Annotated in this window: 16 protein-coding genes; 7 read left to right on the plus strand and 9 right to left on the minus strand. The window is 50.2% G+C overall.

The annotated features are described in order from the left end of the window. Positions 1 to 76: 76 nt before the first annotated feature. Complete coding sequence (gene hrpA / locus IAE30_RS09260) at positions 77 to 3,973, minus strand: ATP-dependent RNA helicase HrpA (protein ID WP_200679349.1); 3,897 nt, start codon at positions 3,971 to 3,973, stop codon at positions 77 to 79. Between the two features lie 255 nt (positions 3,974 to 4,228). Between hrpA and azoR the strand changes: the two genes are divergently transcribed. Then, positions 4,229 to 4,828 (plus strand): FMN-dependent NADH-azoreductase, encoded by a 600-nt coding sequence (gene azoR, locus IAE30_RS09265; protein WP_200679351.1) that lies wholly within the window; start codon positions 4,229 to 4,231, stop codon positions 4,826 to 4,828. A gap of 102 nt (positions 4,829 to 4,930) precedes the next feature. Here the strand turns inward: azoR and IAE30_RS09270 are convergent, their stop codons facing one another. Genes IAE30_RS09270 through IAE30_RS09280 form a run of 3 tightly spaced genes read right to left on the minus strand, consistent with a single transcriptional unit; the run spans position 4,931 to position 8,066 of the window. Next, positions 4,931 to 5,251, minus strand: a complete 321-nt coding sequence (locus tag IAE30_RS09270; RefSeq protein WP_200679483.1) for a YdbL family protein — start codon at positions 5,249 to 5,251, stop codon at positions 4,931 to 4,933. An 11-nt stretch (positions 5,252 to 5,262) separates the two neighbouring features. Next, on the minus strand, positions 5,263 to 5,451 hold the full coding sequence (locus tag IAE30_RS09275; RefSeq protein ID WP_013509194.1) for a YnbE family lipoprotein: 189 nt from the start codon (positions 5,449 to 5,451) through the stop codon (positions 5,263 to 5,265). Then, entirely contained in the window at positions 5,448 to 8,066 is a 2,619-nt protein-coding gene (locus IAE30_RS09280) for a YdbH family protein (RefSeq protein ID WP_200679352.1), read from the minus strand. Before IAE30_RS09280 ends, IAE30_RS09275 begins: the two co-directional genes overlap by 4 nt. A 165-nt stretch (positions 8,067 to 8,231) precedes the next feature. Between IAE30_RS09280 and IAE30_RS09285 the strand changes: the two genes are divergently transcribed. Beyond that, positions 8,232 to 9,224 (plus strand): 2-hydroxyacid dehydrogenase, encoded by a 993-nt coding sequence (locus tag IAE30_RS09285; protein ID WP_200538635.1) that lies wholly within the window; start codon positions 8,232 to 8,234, stop codon positions 9,222 to 9,224. A 16-nt stretch (positions 9,225 to 9,240) separates the two neighbouring features. On the opposite strand, the gene IAE30_RS09290 is transcribed toward IAE30_RS09285, so the two are convergent. Further along, positions 9,241 to 9,513, minus strand: coding sequence for a DUF333 domain-containing protein (locus tag IAE30_RS09290; RefSeq protein ID WP_200679354.1), 273 nt, complete (start codon positions 9,511 to 9,513; stop codon positions 9,241 to 9,243). A gap of 188 nt (positions 9,514 to 9,701) precedes the next feature. Here IAE30_RS09290 and IAE30_RS09295 point away from each other — a divergent pair, with 188 nt between their 5' ends. Together IAE30_RS09295 and nifJ are read left to right on the plus strand one after the other, a co-directional pair. Then, a complete protein-coding gene (locus IAE30_RS09295; RefSeq protein WP_045833339.1) occupies positions 9,702 to 10,358 on the plus strand; it encodes an MgtC/SapB family protein in 657 nt (218 codons plus the stop codon). Positions 10,359 to 10,494: 136 nt separating this feature from the next. Beyond that, positions 10,495 to 14,022, plus strand: a complete 3,528-nt coding sequence (nifJ, locus tag IAE30_RS09300; protein ID WP_200679356.1) for a pyruvate:ferredoxin (flavodoxin) oxidoreductase — start codon at positions 10,495 to 10,497, stop codon at positions 14,020 to 14,022. Between the two features lie 37 nt (positions 14,023 to 14,059). Here nifJ and IAE30_RS09305 read toward each other — a convergent pair whose 3' ends face one another. Next, a complete protein-coding gene (locus IAE30_RS09305; protein WP_034821329.1) occupies positions 14,060 to 14,260 on the minus strand; it encodes a DUF2767 family protein in 201 nt (66 codons plus the stop codon). Positions 14,261 to 14,875: 615 nt separating this feature from the next. On the opposite strand from IAE30_RS09305, the gene IAE30_RS09310 reads away from it, so the two are divergent. Further along, a complete protein-coding gene (locus tag IAE30_RS09310) occupies positions 14,876 to 15,268 on the plus strand; it encodes a YgiW/YdeI family stress tolerance OB fold protein (protein ID WP_038646813.1) in 393 nt (130 codons plus the stop codon). 1,887 nt (positions 15,269 to 17,155) lie between these two features. Here the strand turns inward: IAE30_RS09310 and IAE30_RS09315 are convergent. The 3 genes from IAE30_RS09315 to IAE30_RS09325 all read right to left on the minus strand — a co-directional run bounded on the left by IAE30_RS09315 (position 17,156) and on the right by IAE30_RS09325 (position 19,583). Further along, the gene (locus tag IAE30_RS09315) at positions 17,156 to 17,686 is read right to left on the minus strand and encodes a DUF4113 domain-containing protein (protein WP_200679358.1); all 531 of its coding nucleotides are present in this window, start codon (positions 17,684 to 17,686) and stop codon (positions 17,156 to 17,158) included. 50 nt (positions 17,687 to 17,736) lie between these two features. Then, positions 17,737 to 18,108, minus strand: coding sequence for a translesion error-prone DNA polymerase V autoproteolytic subunit (gene umuD, locus IAE30_RS09320; protein ID WP_200679359.1), 372 nt, complete (start codon positions 18,106 to 18,108; stop codon positions 17,737 to 17,739). Between the two features lie 1,241 nt (positions 18,109 to 19,349). Beyond that, the gene (locus IAE30_RS09325) at positions 19,350 to 19,583 is read right to left on the minus strand and encodes a DNA polymerase V (protein WP_200679361.1); all 234 of its coding nucleotides are present in this window, start codon (positions 19,581 to 19,583) and stop codon (positions 19,350 to 19,352) included. Between the two features lie 379 nt (positions 19,584 to 19,962). Here IAE30_RS09325 and IAE30_RS09330 point away from each other — a divergent pair, with 379 nt between their 5' ends. After that, entirely contained in the window at positions 19,963 to 20,175 is a 213-nt protein-coding gene (locus IAE30_RS09330) for a DUF2116 family Zn-ribbon domain-containing protein (RefSeq protein WP_038646805.1), read from the plus strand. A gap of 2,779 nt (positions 20,176 to 22,954) precedes the next feature. Next, on the plus strand, positions 22,955 to 24,445 hold the full coding sequence (gene amyA, locus IAE30_RS09335) for an alpha-amylase (protein WP_200679363.1): 1,491 nt from the start codon (positions 22,955 to 22,957) through the stop codon (positions 24,443 to 24,445). Positions 24,446 to 24,453 lie beyond the last annotated feature (8 nt).

Here is a 24,453-nt window from a genome sequence, read left to right on the forward strand (position 1 = left end):
CCAGGGTGTTTCATGCGCAGTCAGCGATATTTCACTCACAGAGGCGCAGAAATAGCGCCTCTGTGCTTTTGTTGACTCAGCTAATTTGCTCCATCGCCTGCAGAATGCGCTTATCAGAGATGGGATAAGGTGTGCCCAACTGCTGAGCAAAATAGCTAATCCGCAACTCCTCAAGCATCCAGCGAATCGCCTGAACTTCAGCATCATCCTGACGCTGCGGGGGCAGTTTATTGCGCCATGTCTGCCAAGCCTGCTCTGTGGCTTGTACTTTCAACATGCGCGCACGGTCGCTGTAAGGGTCGGTCGGCAGTTTTTCAAGGCGGCGCTCGATACCCTGTAAATAGCGCAACGTATCGCCCAGGTGCTGGTAGCCATTCCCGGTGACAAAGCCTCGGTAAACCAGTCCGCTCATTTGCGCTTTAATATCAGACAGTGCCAGCGCCAGCGTCATGTCGACACGACCTTTCAGGAATTTGTTGATATTGAACACGCTGGTCAGAATCTGCTCGACCTGTTTGGCGATAGTGACCACAGTTTCGTTCAATTCAGCACGCACTTTGTCGCGCAGCTGCTCGAAGTTCTCCTGTTGCCATGCCGGACCGCCCGCTTCCGCCATCAGTTTGTCGACACCACAAGCGATGCAATCATCAATCAGATCCAGCACTTTGCCGTAAGGATTGAAGTACAAGCCGAGTTTAGCTTTGTTGGGCAGTTTCTCGTGCAGATACTTGATTGGCGACGGGATGTTCAGTAACAACAAGCGACGCTGACCTCGCCACATCATCTTTTGCTGCTCAAGCTCGTTGTCGAACAGGCGAATGGCGACACTGTCTTTCTCGTCGACCAGTGCGGGCCAGGCTTTAACCTGATAGCTGCCGCGTTTCTGCTCGTAACTTTGCGGCAAATCTCCAAAGCTCCAGATGTGCAGCCCGCTCTGCTCCAGCCCATCGTCCGCGACTTTCGACAGCGTTTCCTGCACTTTCCCTTTCAACACCTGCTTAAGCTGATGCAGGTCTTTGCCTTCCTGCAGCTTGCGATTGTGTTCATCCACAATGCGGAAGGTCATTTTCAGGTGATCGGGCACCTGATCCCACTGCCAGGCTTCACGATCAATGGTCACCCCGGTCATGCGGCGGAACTCGCGCTCCAGCGCATCGAGCAGCGGTAACTCCATCGCTTTCACACGACCGAGGAAAGCTTCTGCGTAGTTCGGTGCGGGCACCAGATTACGGCGCGTCGGTTTTGGCAACGATTTAATCAGTGCAATCACCAACTCACGGCGCACACCGGGGATCTGCCATTCAAAACCACCCTCTTCAACCTGATTCAGCAACGGCAACGGAATGTGAACGGTAACACCATCGGCATCCGCGCCGGGTTCAAACTGATAGCTCAGTTTCAGCTTCAGATTGCCCTGATGCCAGAAGTTCGGGTAATCAAGCTGGCTGACTTTATCCGCGCCATCTTTGATCAGCATCTGCTTATCAAAACTCAGCAGGTCAGGATTGTCCTTGCTCGCCTGTTTCCACCAGCTATCAAAGTGGCGTGCGGAGACCACATCAGCGCCAATGCGACGGTCGTAGAAAGCAAACAGCGTTTCATCATCCACCAGAATGTCACGCCGACGTGATTTGTGCTCCAGATCTTCCACTTCACTGCGTAATTTTAGGTTGTTACGCAAGAACGCATGGCGCGTTTGCCAGTCGCCTTCCACTAGCGCGTGGCGGATAAACAGCTCACGACTGAGTGGCGCATCGATGCTGCTATAGTTGACCTTACGCGCCGGCACGATTGTCAGCCCGTAAAGCGTGACTTTCTCTGTCGCCATCACCGCTCCCTGAGCTTTCTCCCAGTGCGGTTCGCTGTAGCTACGTTTAATCAGATGTTGGGCCAGTGGTTCAATCCATTCGGGATCGATACGTGCGGCCACGCGGCCCCACAAGCGGCTGGTCTCCACCAGTTCCGCGACCATCGCCCACTTCGGCGGCTTCTTAAACAGGCCGGAGCCAGGGAAGATGGAGAAGCGGGCGTTACGCGCGCCGGTGAATTCCTGCTTCTCATTATCTTTCTGACCAATGTGCGACAGCAATCCGGTCAGTAAGGCGCAGTGCACTTCACGATATGGCGCGGGTTCGCTGTTAACCGGCATGCCTTGTTCGCGTACCACCTGACGCAACTGCGTGTAAATATCCTGCCATTCACGCACCCGCAGATAATTGAGGAAATCGGTTTTACACTGGCGACGGAAGTGATTGCCCGACAGGGCTTTTTGCTGCTCCTGCAGGTAATTCCACAGATTCACAAATGAGAGGAAATCCGACTCTTTGTCAGCAAAGCGCCGGTGTTTTTCATCGGATGCCTGCTGTTTATCACTCGGGCGCTCGCGCGGATCCTGAATCGATAAGGCCGCAGTAATGATCATCGCTTCACGCACGCAACCGAACTTTTGTGCTTCCAGCACCATGCGTGCCAGACGCGGATCTACCGGTAATTGCGCCAACTGGCGGCCAGACGTCGTCAGCTTATAGGTTTCATCTTCACTCAGCGTGATGGCACCTAACTCTTCCAGCAGTCGCACGCCATCCTGAATATTGCGCTTATCGGGCGCTTCAACAAACGGGAACGCGCCGATATCACCCAGGCCAAGCGCGGTCATTTGCAGGATAACAGACGCCAGATTAGTACGCAGAATTTCCGGATCGGTAAACGCCGGGCGACTGAGGAAATCGTCTTCAGAATAGAGACGAATACAGATCCCTTCCGACACACGTCCGCAACGTCCTTTACGTTGATTGGCGGAAGCCTGAGAAATTGGCTCGATCGGCAGACGCTGCACCTTAGTACGATAGCTGTAGCGGCTAATGCGCGCCGTACCGGGATCGATAACGTACTTAATCCCCGGCACCGTCAGTGACGTTTCCGCCACGTTAGTGGCCAGCACGATACGGCGACCGCTGTGCGACTGGAATACACGGTTCTGCTCGGCATTCGACAGACGCGCATACAGCGGTAGGATTTCGGTATGCGGGATATCGCGCTTCATCAGCGCATCGGCGGTATCGCGAATTTCACGCTCGCCACTCATAAAGATTAGAATATCACCGCGGCTTTCCTGACCTAACTCATCTACGGCGTCAAAAATCGCCTGCAGCTGATCGCGGTCGGTATCGTCAGCGTCTTCTACCATTGGGCGGTAGCGCACTTCGACTGGATAGGTTCGGCCTGAGACTTCAATCACCGGCGCATTATTGAAGTGGCGCGAGAAACGTTGCGGGTCGATGGTCGCCGAGGTGATGATCACTTTCAAATCGGGACGGCGCGGCAGCAGCTCACGCAAATACCCCAGCAGAAAATCGATGTTCAGACTGCGTTCGTGCGCTTCATCGATGATGATGGTGTCATATTGCAACAACTGACGATCCTGCTGGATTTCCGCCAGCAGAATACCGTCGGTCATCAGCTTCACCTGGGTGGTGTCGCTGACTTGATCGTTGAAGCGCACTTTGTAGCCGATAGTGCCGCCGAGCGAGGTTTCTAACTCATCGGCAATACGGTTGGCGACCGTACGCGCGGCCAGCCGGCGTGGCTGCGTATGACCAATCAACCCTTTCACACCTCGTCCGAGCGCCAGGCAAATCTTCGGCAGCTGGGTGGTTTTCCCTGAACCGGTTTCCCCGGCCACAATCACCACCTGATGATCGCGAATCGCCTCAGCAATTTCTTGCTGCTTTTGACTGACCGGCAGGTTTTCCGGGAAAGTGATGCGTGGCGTGGCCGCCGTGCGCTGGGCAATGCGCTGTTCAGCGGCAGCAAATTCAGCCTCTAATTCTGTCGCAATACCTTGCTGCGCGGCTGGATTTTTCACCTTCGCTGCGCCATGCAGGCGACGTTGCAAACGCTGGCGATCGCGCAGCGTCAGATTATCGAGCCGCGACCAGAGCGGCGCCAAAGGGGACGTTTGGGATGATGACATAGTGATGCGTTACCTGTTGTCGCGGCGAGCCTGGCAAAGTGCGCTCTATACCGGCTGAAATTTCCCGGCGGATTCAATCAATTATTGCCCGGCATGATAGCACACTCTGGAAAACCTCACCTGACCGGACGTGCGACCTTATTCAATAATTTCGAACATAGGTCTCGAAATATTGCGCTTTTACCTCGCGGAGGAACTCCGTAGAGTGTAACGCATTGAGCGGTAAGCCAACCGCGTAACGCACAGGAAAATACCATGAGCAAAGTTTTAGTTCTGAAATCAAGCATTCTGGCCGGTTATTCTCAGTCAAACCAACTGGCTGACTTCTACGCTGAAGAAGCACGCGCCAAAGGCAATGAAGTGACCGTTCGCGATCTGGCTGCTCAGCCAATTCCGGTTCTGGATGGCGAGTTGGTTGGCGCACTGCGTCCTTCCGATGCTCCGCTGTCTCCACGTCAGCAGGAAGCCCTGGCGCTGTCTGATGAGCTGATTGCAGAACTGCAAGCGCATGACACTGTGGTTATCGCCGCGCCAATGTACAACTTCAACATCCCGACTCAGTTGAAAAACTACTTCGACCTGATCGCACGTGCTGGCGTCACCTTCCGTTACACCGAAGCGGGCCCGGAAGGTCTGGTCACCGGTAAACGTGCCGTGATCCTGTCCAGCCGTGGCGGTATCCACAAAGATACCCCAACCGATCTGCTGACCCCATACGTGAAATTGTTCCTGGGCTTCATCGGCATCACCGAAGTGAACTTCGTGTTCGCGGAAGGTACTGCTTATGGTCCAGAGGTGGCAACGAAAGCGGCTAACGACGCTAAAGATGCCATCAAGCAAATTGTTGCTGCGTAATCTTAAGAACGTGATGAATACCCGAGAATAATGGGTATGATGCCATCTTTGCCGGGCCTGAGTGCCCGGCTTTTTTATGGCTGTTTATTACCCATTTTGGCTTTACTTACGTAACCACTGCCCGTTGATGCCGCGCACATATTCCCCGCTGCCCGCGCGACTCACCAGTTTCTCTCCTGCGATACGTGCCACTTCGCCGGTAGTGAGATTATTCTGCTGCGCGACGCGCTGATATTGCTGCGTACGGCCATCGTTAATCCGTTTCACTAGCGCCAGCGTTTCATCGTCTTGCTGACGCGCCGCCACATAGCCACTGAGTGTTTCACCGACGCGGCCCTGCTGCCGCGCTTCATCCAGCGTCAGTGCCCAGGCTGAAGGCACCAGCAGCAGCGCCAGCAACCATGCCATCGCTTTTGATTTCATCATGCCGCTCCTCAAAACAGGCCGCTTTGGTTTTTCAGCAACGCTTCCACATCTTTATCGACCTTGATGTGGATTTCATGTTCGATCTTCACGTTCATATTGATGGTGATCGGCTCTTTTGGTGCCGCCACTTCAATGCGCGGCACGCAACCGATCAGCGGCAGCCCAGCTGCCAACACCAGCAATGCCCTGAGGCTCATGGTTGGGGATCCTTCTTCGATGGCAGGGTGGCATTTTGTTCCACCCAGGATTGCAAATTATCGCCAAAGCGCAGGCTGCGCCACAGCTGGAACAGATTTTCCTGATGCCGATAGTTGAGATTGATTGATTGTCGGCGATTACTAAACTGACTGGTGCCTTTCACTTCGGACTGCATCGTAAGATTGCCGAAATTATCGAGATCTAATGTTGCCCACGAACGGGAAATCTCCATGTAGCGCAGCCAGTCCATGGCGGCTCCCGCAGCAAAATTATTGCTGACGATGGCATCGGCCATATCTTTGTCCATTCGGAACGTCAGCGGGCCGCTATTGGCAATCCAGCCTTTCTCAATCAACCATTGTGGATTATTCACCCACAGCGGCAGCTCGCCATTCACTTTGCCCGACATGGCAAACTGCTTCGGTTTGATTGCCGTGATCAGCCTGCTGAGGTCAATCTCGCGCAGTGAGACGCGCGCGGGCTCATGCTGCGGCATCCTCAGCTCTGGCATGCTGACATGACCGCCCAGCAGATCGAGATTGACGTTGCTCAGCGTGAGCGGCTGGCGCTCCTGCCATGGATAGTGACCCTGCAGATCGGCGGTAATGTTCTGCAAGGCAAACTGATTTTTGACTTCGGCGATGCGCAGTGAAACCGGACCGCGCCGCCCTAACTGCCATTGGTGATCCTTGAGGCGGAATGGCAGCGTGAAGTCGATGCCATTGATTTCGCTGTCCGGCATCCACACGCTGCCTTGTTTCACTGCCCAGAAACCACCGGCTTCGAAGCCCTGTTGGGTGGCCGCAGAAAACGCCATTTGTGCCCGCAGTTCACCTGACTGAATGCGCATCTTCAAATCGCTGCTGAGCAGCGGCTGGAACACGGCTAATGACTGCGCGGGCCACCAGGCTTCACCACGCAGACGTTCACCATCCCAGCGACCGTGAACCCGCACCGGGCCGATATCCTCAGCAGTCAGTTGTCCACGCCAGATAAAGCGACTCGGATCGCTGCCTTTGGCCTCAAAGCGCAGTTCTGAAGGCGGCAACCAACCACCATAGCTAAACTGCGTCTGACCGGATTTTAGAGTAAAACCACCGTTGAAAGCCGGATGCGCAACGTCTCGCTGCCAGCGCACCGGTGCGGTCAAGGTCAGGCGCGGTTTATCAACCTGCACCATGCCATAAGCCAGTTGATCAAAACCGGTGTTGAGTGTGTCCAGGCTGATTAACGTATCCTGCCAGCTGCCCGTGCCCTTCACATCCCATTTGGCATTGAGTGGCTGCATCAATCCATCGCCCCAGTATCGCCAGTTCCAGCGTCCGCTGTCTGGCCAAAAATCGCTGGCGCGGCCATCAAGATGCAGCGTGAAGCGACCAAAGTTGGGATCGTGTGCCTTTAAAATGGCCTGCAGACGGCCATTAATGCCGCGCGAAGCCAGCGTGACACCCGCCAGCGGCCAGCGCGCTTCGTCCACTTCCAGCGTCGACAGCAAGCGTCCACGCAGGCGCAGCAGTGCGCCTTGTTTGAACGTGATTTGCGGGTCAGTCAGCATGCCGTGTAGCATTCCCGGCATACTGCCGAATAACTGCAGATCGGCAAACTTACTTTCGCCGGTCAGCTGGAACGGTAACGCGCTGTCAGTCAGGCTCAATTTTCCCGGCCCGACACTCAGCACCAGGTTTCCCTTACCTCCGCGCCCCGCGGTGAGCAGGTTAAACCGTCCGCTGACTTGAGTGTTTTCCAGCCCCTGCTGCCAGTGCTCCAGCGTGAGCGCCAGACCGCCTGACAGCGGCTGATCGGCTTGCGGCCAGCGCCAATGTCCCTGGGTGATACGAATCTGCTGTGCATCGACCTGCCAGGGTAACTGTAACAAAGGCTGATCGTCGCCCTGTTGATTTATCACCAGCGTGCCCTGCTGCTGCTGCCAGTTAAGCGTCACTGCCAGTGGCTGCGGCCACTGCGCCAGATTGACGTCGCCGCTGAGTTCGCCCGCAATCGGTAACCCATTGGCAAAGGTGGGCAGCGTTAACTCTCCGTGCAAATCGAGCGGTTTTGGCAGCAGAGGATGGCTGAGCTGGAGTTGTGCGATCTGCAGTTGCTGCCCTTGCAAACGTGCATCAACCTGGAGGTTATCGCCCTGATAGTGCAACTGCTGGACGGTTTTATCGAGGCTGAGATCAAAACGACCGGCATATTGCTGCCAGGGTAAAATACTCAGTTGCTCCAGATGGATATCGGCGCCCGGCAGCATCTGTTGCCATTCGGCCAGACTGCGTGGTGCACCGCTGGCTTCGCTCTGTGGCAGGGCTTGCAGGCAATCACTATTAAGCTGCACAGCCTGTGCACTGAGCTGCCAGCGTTTATCTTGCCAACCCAGCGCCACATCTTTTACCGTCGCCAGTTTGCAATCACCGGCCAGATAGCGTACCGCCGGAAAATGCACGCCGCCGTGATGCCAGCGCGGTGAGCCATTGAGCTCCACGCGGGTATTTTCCGGCAGCCAGATCCCCGCCAGACGCGGCAACCATTGCGTTAGCGTCAGCAATAATCCCAACAGCAGCAGTATCAGCGCCAGTAGCGCAGCAAGTGTTCGACGGAGGCCCCGCGACATGGCAGTTAACTATCCTGTTCTTTACGCAATCCTGACGGAGATGATGTCATGTTATGCCCGGCAAATGAAGGTGTTACCTATATAGCCTGGCTGAAGATCAGCAAAATGATGTAGAAAACGTTATTCTGTGAGGATACCGACGTTGCATTTTTCAGGAGCGAAATAATGAAAGTTGCGGTTTACAGTACCAAACATTACGACCAGAAATACCTCGAACACGTCAATGCCAGCTTTGGATTTGAGCTGCAATTTTTTGACTTCCTGCTCAGCGAAACCACCGCCAAAAATGCCGCCGGCTGCGATGCCGTGTGCATTTTCGTTAATGATGATGGCAGTAAAGGGGTGCTGGAGGAACTGGCAGCACTGGGCGTGAAAACGATCGCATTACGCTGTGCCGGGTTCAATAATGTCGATCTTGCCGCAGCCGAAAGTCTGGGCCTGCAGGTGGTGCGTGTACCGGCCTACTCGCCGGAAGCCGTGGCGGAACATGCGGTGGGATTAATGATGACGCTGAATCGCCGCATTCACCGCGCCTATCAACGCACACGTGATGCTAACTTCTCACTGGATGGGCTGACCGGCTTTAATATGCACGGCAAAACGGCGGGTGTCGTTGGCACCGGTAAAATCGGCGTGGCAACCTTGCGCATCCTGAAAGGCTTTGGCATGCGTTTACTGGCGTTTGACCCTTATCCAAACGCTGCGGCACTCGAACTGGGTGTCGAGTATGTCGACCTCAAAACGCTGTTTGCCGAATCCGATGTGATTACGTTGCATTGCCCAATGACGCCGGAAAATCATCATCTGTTGAACGCGCAAGCCTTTAACCAGATGAAAGATGGCGTGATGATCATCAACACCAGTCGTGGTGGCCTGATCGACTCACAGGCAGCCATTGATGCACTGAAGCAGCAAAAGATAGGTTCGCTAGGTATGGACGTGTATGAAAATGAGCGCGATCTGTTCTTTGAAGATAAATCGAATGATGTGATTCAGGACGATGTGTTCCGTCGCCTGTCAGCCTGCCATAACGTGTTGTTCACCGGCCATCAGGCATTTTTGACCGCCGAAGCCCTGACCGCGATTTCCGAAACCACGCTCAGCAATTTAAGTCAGCTTGAACGTGGCGAAACCTGCCCGAATCAGGTGAAAGCGTAAAGATGCTGCGCCTGCCTCAGCGGGCGCACTGTCCACCCATCAGCGCCTGCTCGTCACAACGACGGCCGTTGGCTAACTGGCACATGCCAATACGCGATCCATCCAGCTGGCGTGAAAACGCCAACGTTCCCCCGGCATTACTGCAATTCACTTCGGCCATGGAGGCCATCACAACATGTGGTTGAACGTGTGCTGCGGTAGCCTGTTGCGGTGGTTCGTCATCACTGTTGCAGCTGCAGGCAGAAAGTAACAGTGCTGCACCGGCCAGCAGTAAGGTAGCGGCTTTCATCGGTCGGGCTCCGGGGAGTTGGGCGTAAAAGAGCCACCAGCATATGTCAGGTAGGTTAAGGGATCGATAGGCGACACAGCTTTTTACAAATTTTTTTATCGCCTTTTGCAAGCAGAATTATCCTGATTGGACCTGATTAGCCTTTTTTCACCGAAACAATCCTATTTTTCAATGCGTAAGGAGGAATCATGCTAACGGACATGTTGATCCGTATTGCGCTCGCCGGCATTTTGGGTGGACTGATTGGTCTCGAACGTCAGATGCGCGCCAAAGAGGCCGGTTTACGCACCCATATTTTGGTGGGTATCGGTAGTGCCATGTTTATGCTGGTATCGAAATATGGCTTCGCCGACATGCTTGATAGTGATCACGTGGCGCTCGATCCCAGCCGAATTGCGGCGCAAGTCGTGAGCGGGATGGGCTTCCTGGGTGCCGGGACCATCATCATTCAAAAACAAGTGGTCAAGGGTCTAACCACCGCCGCAGGCTTATGGGTCACCGCAGCGATTGGCCTGGTGATTGGTAGCGGCATGTATGAAATTGGTATCTATGGCACGGTGTTAGCGCTGGTGGTGTTAGAGACCTTCCGCCGCATCAGCCATTGGTTAATCGGCCGCCATCATACCTTGATGGTGCACCTAAAACCCAAAAGTGTGCCGCTGGTGTTGCTGGTGCTGCAACGCGAAAATATTCGCTATGGTCATATCGCCGTGGTGAATCGGGATGAAGAAAATGGCCTGTGTGAACTCAGCGTAGAGGTGACATTGTCACGCAATGCCGCAATTCACGCTATTTACGATAAAGTGATGGAGATCAAAGGCGTTCAGTCACTGGAAATGATGTAAAAACCGACAACTTTAGATGGCAGTGCCTTCACCTGTCGTCACCACACAGATGAAAAAGTCCTGTTAACCCCCTTTGCTAAACTGAATCATTACCCCCGTAAAGTTTCGGGTTTCTCAGCGTAGCAAAGGACGATTTATGATTACCGTCGACGGCAACGGTGCGGTGGCTTCGGTGGCTTTCCGCACCAGTGAAGTGATCGCCATTTATCCCATCACACCCAGTTCCACCATGGCTGAACTGGCCGACAGTTGGTCTGGCGAAGGTCGCCGCAATATCTGGGGTGATATCCCCCGCGTGGTGGAGATGCAATCAGAAGGCGGTGCGATCGCTACCGTGCACGGAGCATTGCAAACCGGCGCCCTTTCCACCACGTTCACGTCATCACAGGGCCTGCTGCTGATGATCCCAACCCTGTATAAACTGGCCGGACAGTTAACGCCGTTTGTTCTGCATGTCGCAGCGCGCACTGTTGCCACGCATGCGCTGTCGATATTTGGCGATCACTCCGATGTGATGTCCGTTCGCCAGACCGGTTGCGCGCAGTTGTGTGCCTCCAGCGTGCAGGAAGCCCAGGATTTCGCACTGATTTCACAGATGGCTTCACTGAATAGCCGCGTGCCCTTTATTCACTTCTTCGACGGCTTCCGCACCTCACATGAAATCAACAAAATCGTGCCGATCAGCGATGAAACGCTGCAGGCATTAATGCCGAAAACCGCGATTGCCGCGCATCGTGCACGCGCACTGACGCCGGATCACCCAACGATCCGCGGCACCTCTGCCAACCCTGACACCTATTTCCAGTCGCGCGAAGCCACCAACCGCTGGTATGACGCCTGCACCGGCCATGTTGAAGCCGCTATGGACGCGTTTGCTGCTGAGACAGGCCGCCGCTATCAGCCGTTTGAGTATTATGGCCATCCGCAGGCTGAGCGCGTGATAGTGATGATGGGATCGGGTTGCGGCACCGCCGAAGAGGCGATTGACGTCCTGTTACAGCGCGGCGAAAAAGTGGGATTGGTAAAAGTGCGCCTCTATCGCCCCTTCTCTGCGGCACATTTGATCAACGCGCTGCCTGCTTCCGTTCAGCGCGTGGCGGTGCTGGATCGCACCAAAGAACCTGGCGCACTGGGTGAACCGCTGTTTCTGGATGTGATGACCGCGCTGGCTGAAGCCTTTAGCCGGGGCGAACGCGCGACGCTGCCGAAGGTGATTGGCGGACGCTACGGTCTATCATCGAAAGAGTTTGCTCCTGATGCTGTGCTCGCCGTGTTCCGTGCGCTACAACGTGAACAGCCGCCTGCGCGTTTCACCGTGGGTATTTATGATGATGTCACGCACTTATCGCTGCCGATGGAAGCTAACATCGTGCCAAACCAGGCACGACTGGAAGCGCTGTTTTACGGCCTCGGCAGTGATGGCAGCGTGAGCGCCAGCAAAAACAATCTGAAGATCATCGGCAATGCCACGCCGTGGCATGTGCAAGGCTATTTCGTCTATGACTCGAAAAAAGCCGGCGGCCTGACCGTTTCCCATCTGCGCGTCAGTGAGCATCCGATCCAGTCAGCCTATCTGGTGCAGCAGGCGGATTTTATTGGCTGCCATCAACTGCAATTTATCGACAAGTATTCGATGCTTGATCAGCTAAAACCGGGCGGCATTTTTCTGCTGAACACGCCCTATGCCGCCGATGAAGTCTGGTCACGCTTGCCGCAGGAAGTACAGAGCCAGCTCAATGACAAACAGGCACGTTTCTTTGTCATCAACGCGGCGCGCATCGCGCGTGAATGCCAGCTTGGCGCGCGCATCAATACCGTGATGCAAATGGCATTCTTCCAGTTGACGCAGATCCTGCCCGGCGACAGTGCCTTAACGGAACTGCAAAATGCTATTGCACGCAGCTACAGCAGTAAAGGCGAGGAGCTGGTGCAGCGTAACTGGCAGGCCCTGGCAATGACACAGCAAGCGCTGGAAGCGGTGCCGCTGCAGGCGGTTGATCAGCACAGCCCGCACCGCCCGCCGGTGGTATGCGACAGCGCACCGGATTTTGTCAAAACCGTCACCGCTGCCATGCTGGCGGGCTTAGGCAATAAACTCCCGGTGTCAGCACTGCCGCCGGATGGCACCTGGCCCGTCGGCACCACACAGTGGGAAAAACGCAACATTGCGGAAGCGATCCCCATCTGGCAACCCGACCTTTGTACGCAGTGTAACCACTGTGTAGCAGCCTGCCCACACGCGGCGATTCGTGCCAAAGTCGTCGCGCCTGAGGCACTGGATTCCGCACCGGATTCCCTCGCCTCACTGGACGTCAAATCGCGCGATATGCGCGGCCAGAAATACGTGTTGCAGGTGGCGCCTGAGGATTGCACCGGCTGTAATCTCTGTGTGGAAGTGTGCCCAGCCAGCGATCGTCAGCATCCGGAAATTAAAGCCATCAACATGCAGTCCCGCCTCGAGCATGTCGAAACTGAAAAGGCGAATTACGATGCGTTTCTTGCGCTGCCGGAAATCACTGCGGAACAGCTGGAGCGTATTGATATTCGAACATCGCAGCTGATCACCCCCCTGTTCGAATACTCAGGTGCCTGCTCCGGCTGCGGGGAGACGCCGTACATTAAATTGCTGACGCAGTTGTATGGCGATCGCCTGTTGATTGCCAATGCCACCGGCTGCTCATCCATTTATGGCGGCAATCTCCCTTCCACGCCTTACACCACCAACGCAGAAGGACGCGGCCCAGCGTGGGCAAATTCTCTGTTTGAAGATAACGCTGAGTTCGGACTCGGCTTCCGCTTGAGTGTCGATCAGCAAAAACAGCGCGCGCTCCGTTTGTTAGATCAGTGCGCGCCGCTGTTGCCTGATGACTTAGTGGCGGCACTTAAACAAGAGAATGTGCTGACATCGCTACGTCGTGAGCAAATTGCGCAACTGCGCCAGCAGTTGTCTGCCTCATCATCTGCGCACGCTGGCGAATTGCAGGTGATCGCCGATGCGCTGGTTGAGAAATCGGTCTGGCTGATTGGCGGTGATGGATGGGCCTATGACATCGGTTATGGCGGTCTTGATCATGTAATGAGCCTGAGCGAAAACGTCAATGTGCTGGTGCTCGATACCCAGTGCTACTCCAATACCGGCGGGCAAGCCTCCAAAGCCACGCCGCTCGGCGCAGTGACCAAGTTTGGCGAGCAAGGCAAGCGCAAAGCACGTAAGGATTTAGGCGTTGCCACCATGCTTTATGGGCATGTGTATGTGGCCCAAATCTCGCTGGGCGCGCAGTTGAATCAGACGGTGAAAGCGATTCAGGAAGCTGAAGCCTGGCCCGGCCCATCGCTGATCATCGCCTACAGTCCGTGTGAAGAGCACGGCTACGATCTCGCCTACAGCCATGAGCAGATGCGATTGTTGACCACCAGTGGATTCTGGCCGCTGTATCGTTTTGATCCGCGTCGGGCCGAGCAAGGCAAAGCGGCACTGGCGCTGGACTCTCGCCCGCCTACCTCGGTGCTGGAAGAGGCGTTGATGAACGAGCAGCGTTTCCGCCAGTTGCAAACCCGTGAACCGGAAGCCGCTGCGCAGCTATGGCAGGAAGCAACCGAAGCCGCCAATCAACGCTATCAGCGACTGGCGGAAATGGCCGGTAAAGCAGAGAAAAGTGACTAAATGAATTAAGCCCGGCGCGCTGGCCGGGCTTGATATTTCAACAGGGTTGAAGCTGAATGATCGCCATTTCAACCGCGCGATTTGGCGAGCCGGTGAGTTCCCGATAGCGCAGTTGCAGATTGCGCAATTCCGTCGCTACCACCTCTTTTTCTGTTGCTGATCCGCGCTGCGCCAGCTCGAGATAACATTGCCCGACTAGCCGGCACGCTTCTTCAAAAACCATGTCGTACGTTTGCATCTGCCTCTCCTCACCTTTAGAAACTAAAGAAAACACTTCATCCATCCTGTCAGGCAGCGATGCGCACAATCTTTACCCAGATCAATAAATGGGCAGATTGTTCTGGCAACGTGTGCGGTTTTATCGCAGGAAACCGTGAAAAGAGATCACATCAGACTGGCATTCGCCTGCGCAATCCGTACCATACGCACTCATGTGAAAGGGGTTTATTGCCGCTGAAGCTCCATTCAGCCGCCAACGGCCCTTGCGTTCATTCTCAAGCGTGAAAATGATGTCATAAATCAATAAGTAATGATGAAATAACTATTTAATCTGAACAAATTAGACAGTTACTGCAAGTTCTTAGCAGTATTGGATATTGATGATATCTAAGTCGGTTAAAATATCGTGTAAGTAAGCCGTTCTATACTAAACACCAATGACAATGCCCCATTTAGTGCTCTGAAATAGATCTTTGCCCCTGATTCTGCCCCCGTTTAACTCCCAGGATGGATCGTTAGCTCCCCCGATCGCTGAATCATTACTCTTTATGTAACATTAAAACTACGTGCGCATCCGTCACTTTTATCATGTTGTGCCAGGCTTAAAGTCGATTCCTCATAAATGGAGATTAAAATGAATAAAGTTGCCTGGATCGCAGTAATGTTACCTCTCAGTTTTGGCACTTATGCTGAATCTGGCGGATTTGAAGCGGGTAAAACCCCACCCCCTCAGAGCAAAGAAGATGCAGGTTACAAAGGATCCGAAGACACCTCGGAAACACCGGTCACACTGATCAAAGATTTCCGCCAGGGCGGTTATGTCACTCTTGAGGGTTACATCGTTAAAAAAGTGAAAGGCGACATTTATCAGTTTCGTGACAGCACGGGCACGGTGAATATTGACGCCCCAGTAGCTACCTTCAAAAGCAAAACCTTCAATTCTGAAGATAAAATTCGCGTCAGTGGCAAGGTGTTTGGCAAAGGTAAAAATGCGCATTTAAAAGTTTCACGCATAGACGAACCCTGAAAATTACCCGCATGCTCCTGCTCATTCCGGGCAGGGGCCTGAACCCATTAAGAACATGCGCTATCTCAAATGGCTAGAGTGTGCATCCATAATATCCCGTCGTTCAAAGCATGACTTCGCCAGCACACACCGAATAAGTTCAATATTACTTTCAATAAACATCCATCCCTCACGCTTAGATTACATTATGGCAAACCTGGTTTTTAATGATTGCGAATCTGACTATAGCAATTTGATTACAGGATTTTTGATTGTTTAACTTTGATCTTGGGGAAGGGGTAAGCTTCACTCGGTTAAGCTAATTATTTCATTGCGTTAGGCCATTAACATCGCTTAGATTTATCTGTGTCATAATAGGCATTATCTTAATAAAATTATTTAGTCATGACTCAATCTTCCCGCTTCGCATGCAATCCCATTATCTCGGTCTAAACTGTGTTTATCGCTACCACTTTCCTGTGATATCGATAAAACTCCGTTTGATCATGATTCGCACTCTTTGTGCAGGCCCGGCTCGCCACCAGCTCCGGGCTTTTCTTTTAAATGAAGATTCTCATACACTTCTGTTTTTGAATCTTTCAATGATTCTAAAACGAGCATTCACGGAGCATTTTGAAAGATAGAATCAAAACAGAGACGCTGTACATAAACCAAGCGCGCTTTACCACTTGATGAGGATTTAGCATTTGAATGCATTTCTGCCCGGTTCAATGCGATTCTTCCGGCTTGAATTGTGCTTTTTTAATGACTGTCAGCCGATGCAAGTATTATGTGTTTTTTACTTTCAGGCAATTACAGTGGTGCACAATAACCCTATTCACTACACGTTCACCTGCCCCTGACGGGTGTTTTTTGTACTCAACTGGGAATGATTGCATCACTACATGCAATAAAATGTAAGATGCGTGATATCCGAGAGTACAATCATTATCCCAAAATTTGCCCGCTATTGAACTCACCCGTAGTGCGATCTTTCTTCCTGCATGGTCTACAGTTGTCGGTAAATAAAATTCCTCCTGAATGAGAAAACAGGTCCGTATGAGATACCTGACGATTCCTGCGTTAACGACGGTGCTTTTGCTTGCAATAATTTTTCTGATCCAGGCACAATGGATTCCCATGATGTGGTAAAACGTCTTATCTTGGCAGAACAAAAAATAAGATAAATGAATACCAGACACTCTCCGCACAGGCTGAACTCAAGGGCATTCTGTGTTTTTTTGCGTCAAAGCCTGTAAACCTCAATGAAAAGTCAATTTTCATGCTGTTAATGTTCGCACAAGATTACTTCAGTTAAAGTCAAAGGATTCTCTATCCGAATTATCTTATCTAGCGCTTTGAGTGTCTTTCTTTTGACTTTTTTGCACTGCCCCCCTAACCGAATCACCTTCTTCCAGCCACCATCAAATGTCAAAACATCAACTTTTCTCACTCTTTATTGCCGCTTCGCTAGCGTTTAATCAGTTCCAGTCTATTTTCAATAGGTCGCCTTTTACTTCCCTGTTTAGACGACACAACTCTTATTGGAAATGTTTGGCATACATTGATGCCGCCCGGGTGACTGGATTCTCCCGGGCTTTTTATTTACTGCACCAGATTGGCGATCCATCTTGCCCTTTTATGGCCGTGACCTCATGCGTTACAACGCCAAGGATAGCCATATCTTCCAGTAAATTTTCTTCCAGAATCATTCCTTCATCCGTTATTACCCGGTGTGGATGTGTGTATAGGTTTCCCCACTCATACATCAGTGACATATCCAGCAAAACCATATCCCCATCTCGGGCCGGAGTCGTTCATCAATGATGCAGGTCCGCCCCTGAAACTTAAACAAATAACATGTTGAGCTTGTGGGTAGCAGCTGCTGCAGAGGATTTAGTCAAAATGTCACCTCGCAACGGGCAGGTCCGAAAAGCGGGTTGTGTACGCCGGGGACAACATTTCCCGCTTCATGGCCCATGTTTTCTGCATTCCCTGTCCTGCAAACCCTAATTTCCCCTTCCCGCTCTGGTTAAGGCCGTCAACAACTCGCATCAGCGCATCACTGTTGGCCTGTGGTTTGTAGTCCTCCAGTACGCGGCAGTTACGGTCCCCGGTCAGGTTCATAAATGCTTCGTCGATCGAGTAAATTTCGACGGACGGCGCCATGTCTTCCAGCGTCGTCATCACCCTGTTGCTCATGTCCGCATACAGCGCATAATTCGAGCTAAACACATGGACCTTATGACGTCTGAACTCATCCTTGAGCTTGAAGTACGGTGCCCCCATAGGCTGTTGCAGAGCTTTCGCTTCTGCCGATCGCGCGATGACGCAGCTATCGTTATTCGACAGCATCACCACCGGCTTACCACGCAGATCAGGCCTGAACACCGTCTCGCAACTGGCGTAGAAGGAGTTCACATCCACCAGGGCAAACATTAACAGCCCATCGCCTTAATGGAGTGACTGACCACACCGGAGATCTCAAACTAATCAGCATCGGGGATCGGGATAATGGCGAGTGCAGCATTCATGGGTTTGTGATGCAGGAATGGCCGGGTCATCAGTTGCTTCACGGTGAACTCGCCGGCAATCGCTGCCACGATGATATCCCCATGCTCCGCGCTGACGGAGCTGTCTACCACCAGCATGTCACCATCGTTAATACCACCCTCGATCATAGAATCACCACTGACCCGGATGAAGTAGGTCGAACTGGGATGGCTGCCCAGCAGATTATTAAGGTCTAACCGCTGTTCGACATAGTCCTGAGCCGGCGAAGGAAAGCCACACGGGACTCTGGCAATAAAAAGCGGTAACTCCAGTATGGCGCGAATTTCCGCTAGTCTAAAAAACGCCATAAAAATCGCCCTGATAAGAGCTGTATATATAAACAGTAATCGTAAACAGCAGACTCGATCAAGGCGGGCATGAATACTTTTTCAATGGTGTTGTGGGTAAAGGGGATTTAATGTCAGGTGTGCGGAGTGTTTCTGTCTGCTGAGGCGGAAATCATGAGCGCGAAAATGATAGTTTTTGAGCACATTTCAGGCCGTCTTAGACAAAAGATAATCAGCAATAAGCGCTGGCCGCTTCGGTTAAATCTCTGAAATTAAGTTTTTTGATTGTTAATCAGTATGCCTTATTGGAAATTACTGGAATTTTAACGCTTTTGTTAACACATCCTACCACCCGCAAATTAATGGACTATGGTATGAGGGCCAGTCGTTGACTGGCAGCACTGCACACAGGATGCGTTTCATACGAGAGAGACATTCCTTATCCACTGCTTTTTGGCCCGCCTTGTGCGGGCTTTTTTTAGCTTACTCCCCCCTGCACCACGCGGTTGATAACGGGCAGCCCACAGGAGTGGCGTTTCGGCATGGAGGCTTACCGTCTATTTCAACACCATGTAAAACCCCTGACTTCGTTCTTCAACTACGCTTTTAGTCTCTGAAATGTGCACTACGCTTAGTGAGCAAAATGCCTGTGCGGGAACGCTGGGAGAAAATGGAGCGTGCTCAGTAGGTGAATCATCAGTACGCAGCCTTGGTGATTTCAGTGATGACCGACATGCTACCGGCCTGGCTTCGTATTTTGACTGTGTACCGTCTGGTTGGCTGAGGTGACTTATAGATTTTTCACCAGGATCCGTTGTCATACTGAATATTGTGGCCATCACCGTGCTCACGATAGGCTTGTCAAAGTTTCTGAACGGTTTTTGAAATACCTGCCCCTGCGCTCTGCAGGCAGTAAAATTCAGGAGTTTGCATCAGGCTGACATTATCAATTTAGCGGTTCGTGGTGGATGCAGGCAGGTTTTCATCGATTCAAATTCTCGTGTTATGACACATAGGAGATTGAACATGCGATACCTGATTATACCGGCTGTCACCTCCGTGCTGGTTCTGATGGTTATCTTTCTGTTGTAAACCCGGTAGGGACCCACGCCCTGGTGACTCGACGCATCAGAGCGGGCAAATAAAAACTAAAATTTAGTAGTCAGCACTCTGCATGAACCGGATTCAAGGCTGGTTCATGCTTTTTTTTATGTAAACAAAAATACCACCGATATGTTGGCGGGTTTCAGCCTGTAACCGGTTCATCCGTTGGGATTGAACACCTGGAAAGCCCTCTCCTCCCCCTCCCGAAGGGAAATATCCCTGAAGGTCGTTGTGTGCATCTCGATCCAATTGTTGGCGGCGCGTAGCGAGTAGCGCCAGTTCAGACGATTGAGTTCTTCGACAAAATCGAGTGTCCTGATGATATAACGGCCAGCGGCATCGCGTTTAACCGCCTGCCTGAAAGCAATCATAATCTCGTAGTCGCGAGGCATGTCGAAACCCTCCTGTTACCACTGTATTTACATACAGCATTGATGAGTTGGTGATGCTGTTCAAGCCGTACCGCTTGAGACTTTGTAAGCTGATTGAATGCTATAGGAATTTAGACGTGTAGGGCCTTTGATAATGGATATACGGTATGGAAAGGATCTCAATAGCCCCTTTCGGCGGTGGGTAAATCCGTAACCGGGAAGGAATGTTAAATGTCGGGAGTTTATATGAAAAATCACCAAATTCAGATTATTTAAAGCGTAGAACCGCTTATTCTCAACAATTGAACTAAGCTGAACGTCTGCGCAGTGAATGGCATCTGATGATTCAGGCCGAAAAGCGCTTAGTAATACAACATATTGATGATAAGGATTTTAATTAATGGATGATGTGGATCTGGCTCAGGAACGTGAAGAAGCGCATTTAGCGGCCTCTTTGTCTGCCCGTAAGCCGCGCCTGGTAAGCCGAAATGGTAACTGCATCTGGTGCACTTATGAGGCAATTGTGGCTAACACCGCTTTTTGTTCTGCAGAGTGTGGCGAGGACTATCACAAGCATCAGCGCGAGATGAAGCAGAGAATTACTGGTGATTGAATATCTTGATAAGCATTCACCAGAAACTCAAACACTCATATACGTTGCTTATCTCAAATTATCTGCCATGCGGTTAAAAAGCTCTTTCGTTAAGGCGATGGAGCAATGCCAACAGGAATGATATCATATTGAACGGTACTTATTCTGAAAAGCGAATTTATGCCCGTATGGAACGGGTTTAAATGGCCTTACCCAAATTTCAAATCAAAAAATAAATTTAGCTCCTGAACTTTGACAGATTAAATAAAAACCCTACGCTTAATTAGCAACATATCGTTGCTTTACCATGGGCAGGAAATTATGAAAAATTTATTAGGCGGGATGTTCATTATAGCGAGTTTGGTTACATTGGCGGGATGCCAGCATGAAAGCCCTGCGGTGGGTAACGATGGCCGCCCACATGCCCCAAGTAATGAGTCGGTGCCCGGTGGGCCATTAGGTAAAGGCCCCGTCGGACAACCACAGAGTTAATAAAAACTCTAGACTACAATGCTTAACTGCATGAATGCTTTTGTTATGCAGGAAAAGCGTATTTGCCTGCAGTGGTGACTCGATGCGTCACAGCAGGCCTGAAATGGTTATAAAAGATTATCTGATACACTCCGCAGCGACTGCAGATATAAGCAATCTGTGTTTTTTTAATTTTAAGATCAGCAATTTTTCAGTTACATACTAAACGGGTCCCGTCCCCAACGGGACGCCATCAATTTAAGGCAAAACTTCTGCTGCCCGGAAATTCATCCGGGCTTTTTTATTTCTCCGCGCATGGCTAATCAAGACCTTGATACTCTTGGGCACTACTGGGCTTTTTAAAATCTTGGCACAAAACATATCTTGTTTTCTGTGAGTGGCATTCTGAGCCTATCCACTTAAAAAATAATTTGATTTCAATCATACTTTCAGAACGTATCAAAGCACTTCAATACGTAATGAGGAGGTTTCAAACACCAGGGCCGGGTAGGTTCCTAACTTGGAAATTCAGTGTCTGCATGATCATCTTCGAGTTGCTGATAAGTGATGGTGGCAATATCAAAGGACGTTTGAATTTTATCAAAAATACTTTTTCACACTTTTGAAAAAACCTACTCCATAGCATCAGGACGAATCAATTTTAAAATGATCGAAAAAACATCATTTTTTAATTGAGACGGACGCAATAAATTCTATTGAATCTGGCTTTTAAATTCGATTAACCTGATTTGAAATGACTTTAAAAATCCATTTGGCATTACTGCTGCCCGCTGAGTCTTTTTCGATAGTAAATGACTGTGTTTAGTCGGCTCTTTATTCTGAAATTGGCGTGGTTTATCACTTTTGCCCATCGGGGGTCAACGGTGTTCCTATTATAAGCTTTAAGAGCATCCAGCAAGATACTCCACTGGCGGGCCTGGTAAGGTTTGTCATCTCTCAGGTTAATTCGCATATGCTGTACGGTAGAATCTACCTGCCTTTTGGCTTCTAAAAGACTCAAACCCGACTGATGTGCCGCGGCTATTTTTCTAATCTCAACAACGTAAAGTTGCAGATCAAATCCGTTTTCTCTCATTGACTTCACCACTCACTGCTAATTATTTGAATATTTAATAGCAGAAAAAATCAAAATATAAAGCGAAGCCGTGAATTTAAAAGTTTAGCTTCTGGATAAACTATTAGATGCGCACTTTATTTATCTTTACGCTTTACTTGATAGTAATCAATTAGTTCAGCATTAACGACCAATCACTCAAACCTCACGAGATTGATTTAATCATAAATAATTTGAATCATTAATACTCAATTCATCGAAGAATTTTTGTGAAATCATGCTGCTATATAAGGGAGAGTTCATTAGCAATGAAAAAGAAATGTACAATTGATGTCAACTTGTATAACTTTGGGCCGCGGCTATCGCCGCATGTAACGAATGGTGCATTGCATCACCTCTGTAAGTGTTTACGGATTTCCACTTATAGAGGTTTTTTTTAGTGTTAATCAAAACCGCTTACTTTCTCTAATTACTGGTTCATTTGCCCCCGTACGGGTCATGCTTATGGTCTTCACTATCGTCGCGCGTGCGTCGAATTTCACCGTGTTCATTAGGATTATTCTTTGCGGTATGGTTGTCTTCTTCATAGGCATGACCCGTAATAGGATTGGCTTCAGGCAGTCCCTTGCGTGTATAACATTCTTTGGTGTATTGACCGTTATTTGTATGGACGCCTATAATTAACCTTAATGCCAAGGTTAATAAATGGCAGAGCAAATTTTGCACTCAATGTGATTATTTTAATTACATTCAGAATTAACATCTGGATATGCAAAATTTTGGAAGCATCCCTGAATTAACAGTGTTAGTCAATATAAACAAGCTCAGCTTTCAATCTTAAATTCGCTACATGAAAATTTCCCATCCCAAATTTTCATTAGAACGGCTTGGCAAGAAGTCGTTAATAACGCGTCAATCGATTGCCACTTCTTTTACCTCACTGAGATTTCGACCACGCCTCATCATCTTTTCGTTATGTCGCATATCACCCAATAATTTAGAAATCGTTACAATAAGATAATTTTTATTGATCTACATTCAGCGATACATTAAAGGAATTTAAGTAAAGAAAAAAGATTCCCCTTACGGAATTCTGCTTATACAGCTTGAAAAGGTCCTGTCGTTTTCCTCACGACAAATCATTTTTTCTTTCTTAAGAGTTGTCAATGAAAAAAAGTAAAATATAAAAAACCTTCCGCGCTGCAAAAATCATTTTTCACTCCATAATTAAAATGTCTAAACATGGAGAAACAAATGAAGAATCCAACTCTGTTACAGGCATTCCACTGGTATTACCCTGATGGTGGTAAACTCTGGCCCGAACTCACCGAGCGAGCGTCAGGCTTGAATGAATCTGGAATAAACATGGTCTGGCTACCTCCTGCCTACAAAGGCGCCGGGGGTGCAACTTCTGTGGGATACGACACTTATGATCTGTTCGATTTGGGAGAATTCGACCAGAAAGGTAGTATTTCAACAAAGTATGGTAATAAAGAAGATTTACTCAGAGCTATCAGCTCATTGAAAAATAATGATATTGCCGTTTTATTAGATGTTGTTGTTAATCATAAAATGGGGGCTGATGAAAAGGAGGCAGTTCAGGTCAACAGAGTGGACGAAAACGACCGCACGAAAATTGATGAAGAAGTTGTTAGCTGCGAAGCCTGGACACGCTATACCTTTCCGGCCAGAGCGGGAAAATACTCTCAATTTATGTGGGATTTTAAGTGTTTTAATGGTGTAGATCACATTGAAAACCCCTCAGAGGATGGGGTATTTAAGATAGTTAATGATTATACGGGAGAAGGTTGGAATCAGCAGGTTGATGAAGAAATGGGTAATTTTGATTACCTTATGGGCTCAAACATCGATTTTAGAAACCACGCAGTAACTGAAGAAATCAAATACTGGGCACGCTGGGTTATGGAACAAACGGGTTGCAACGGTTTCAGACTTGATGCAGTTAAACATATTCCCGCCTGGTTTTATAAAGAATGGATCGAGCATGTGCAGGCTGTTTCAGACACCCCTCTGTTCATTGTGGCAGAATACTGGTCTTTTGAATTAAATAAATTACAACAGTATATTGAGCAGGTTGAAGGGAAAACAATGCTCTTCGATGCACCTCTTCATATGAAATTTCATGAGGCATCTAAACAAGGTAGTGATTATGATTTGAGTCGAATCTTTGAAGGCACATTAGTTGAAGCCGACCCTTTTCATGCGGTCACATTGGTTGCGAATCATGATACTCAGCCCCTTCAGTCTCTAGAAGCCCCGGTTGAAGCCTGGTTTAAGCCACTGGCGTATGCGCTTATCTTATTGAGAGAAAATGGCGTTCCCTCAGTATTTTACCCGGACCTCTTTGGAGCAGACTATGAAGATACGGGTAATGATGGTGAAACCCATCGTGTTGACATGCCAGTCATAGATAAACTCGATAAGCTACTGCTGGCACGTCAGCAATTCGCGCATGGTGTTCAGACGTCCTGGTTTGATCATCCAAACTGCATTGCATTCAGCCGGAGTGGTACGGCGGAACAACCAGGATGCGTTGTGATAATGTCAAATGGTGATGACGGGGAGAAAACGCTTAATCTTGGTGAATCCTTGGCTAATCGGGTCTGGCGAGATTATCTTTGTAATTCCGGTGAAGTTGTTAATACTAATGAATCGGGAGAAGGCGTGTTTAGATGTAAAGCGGGTAGTGTAAGTGTTTGGGTACTCGAAGAATTTACTTCCTGATACGCTGT

Source organism: Pantoea sp. S61, assembly GCF_016625145.1.
GTDB lineage: Bacteria > Pseudomonadota > Gammaproteobacteria > Enterobacterales > Enterobacteriaceae > Pantoea > Pantoea rwandensis_B.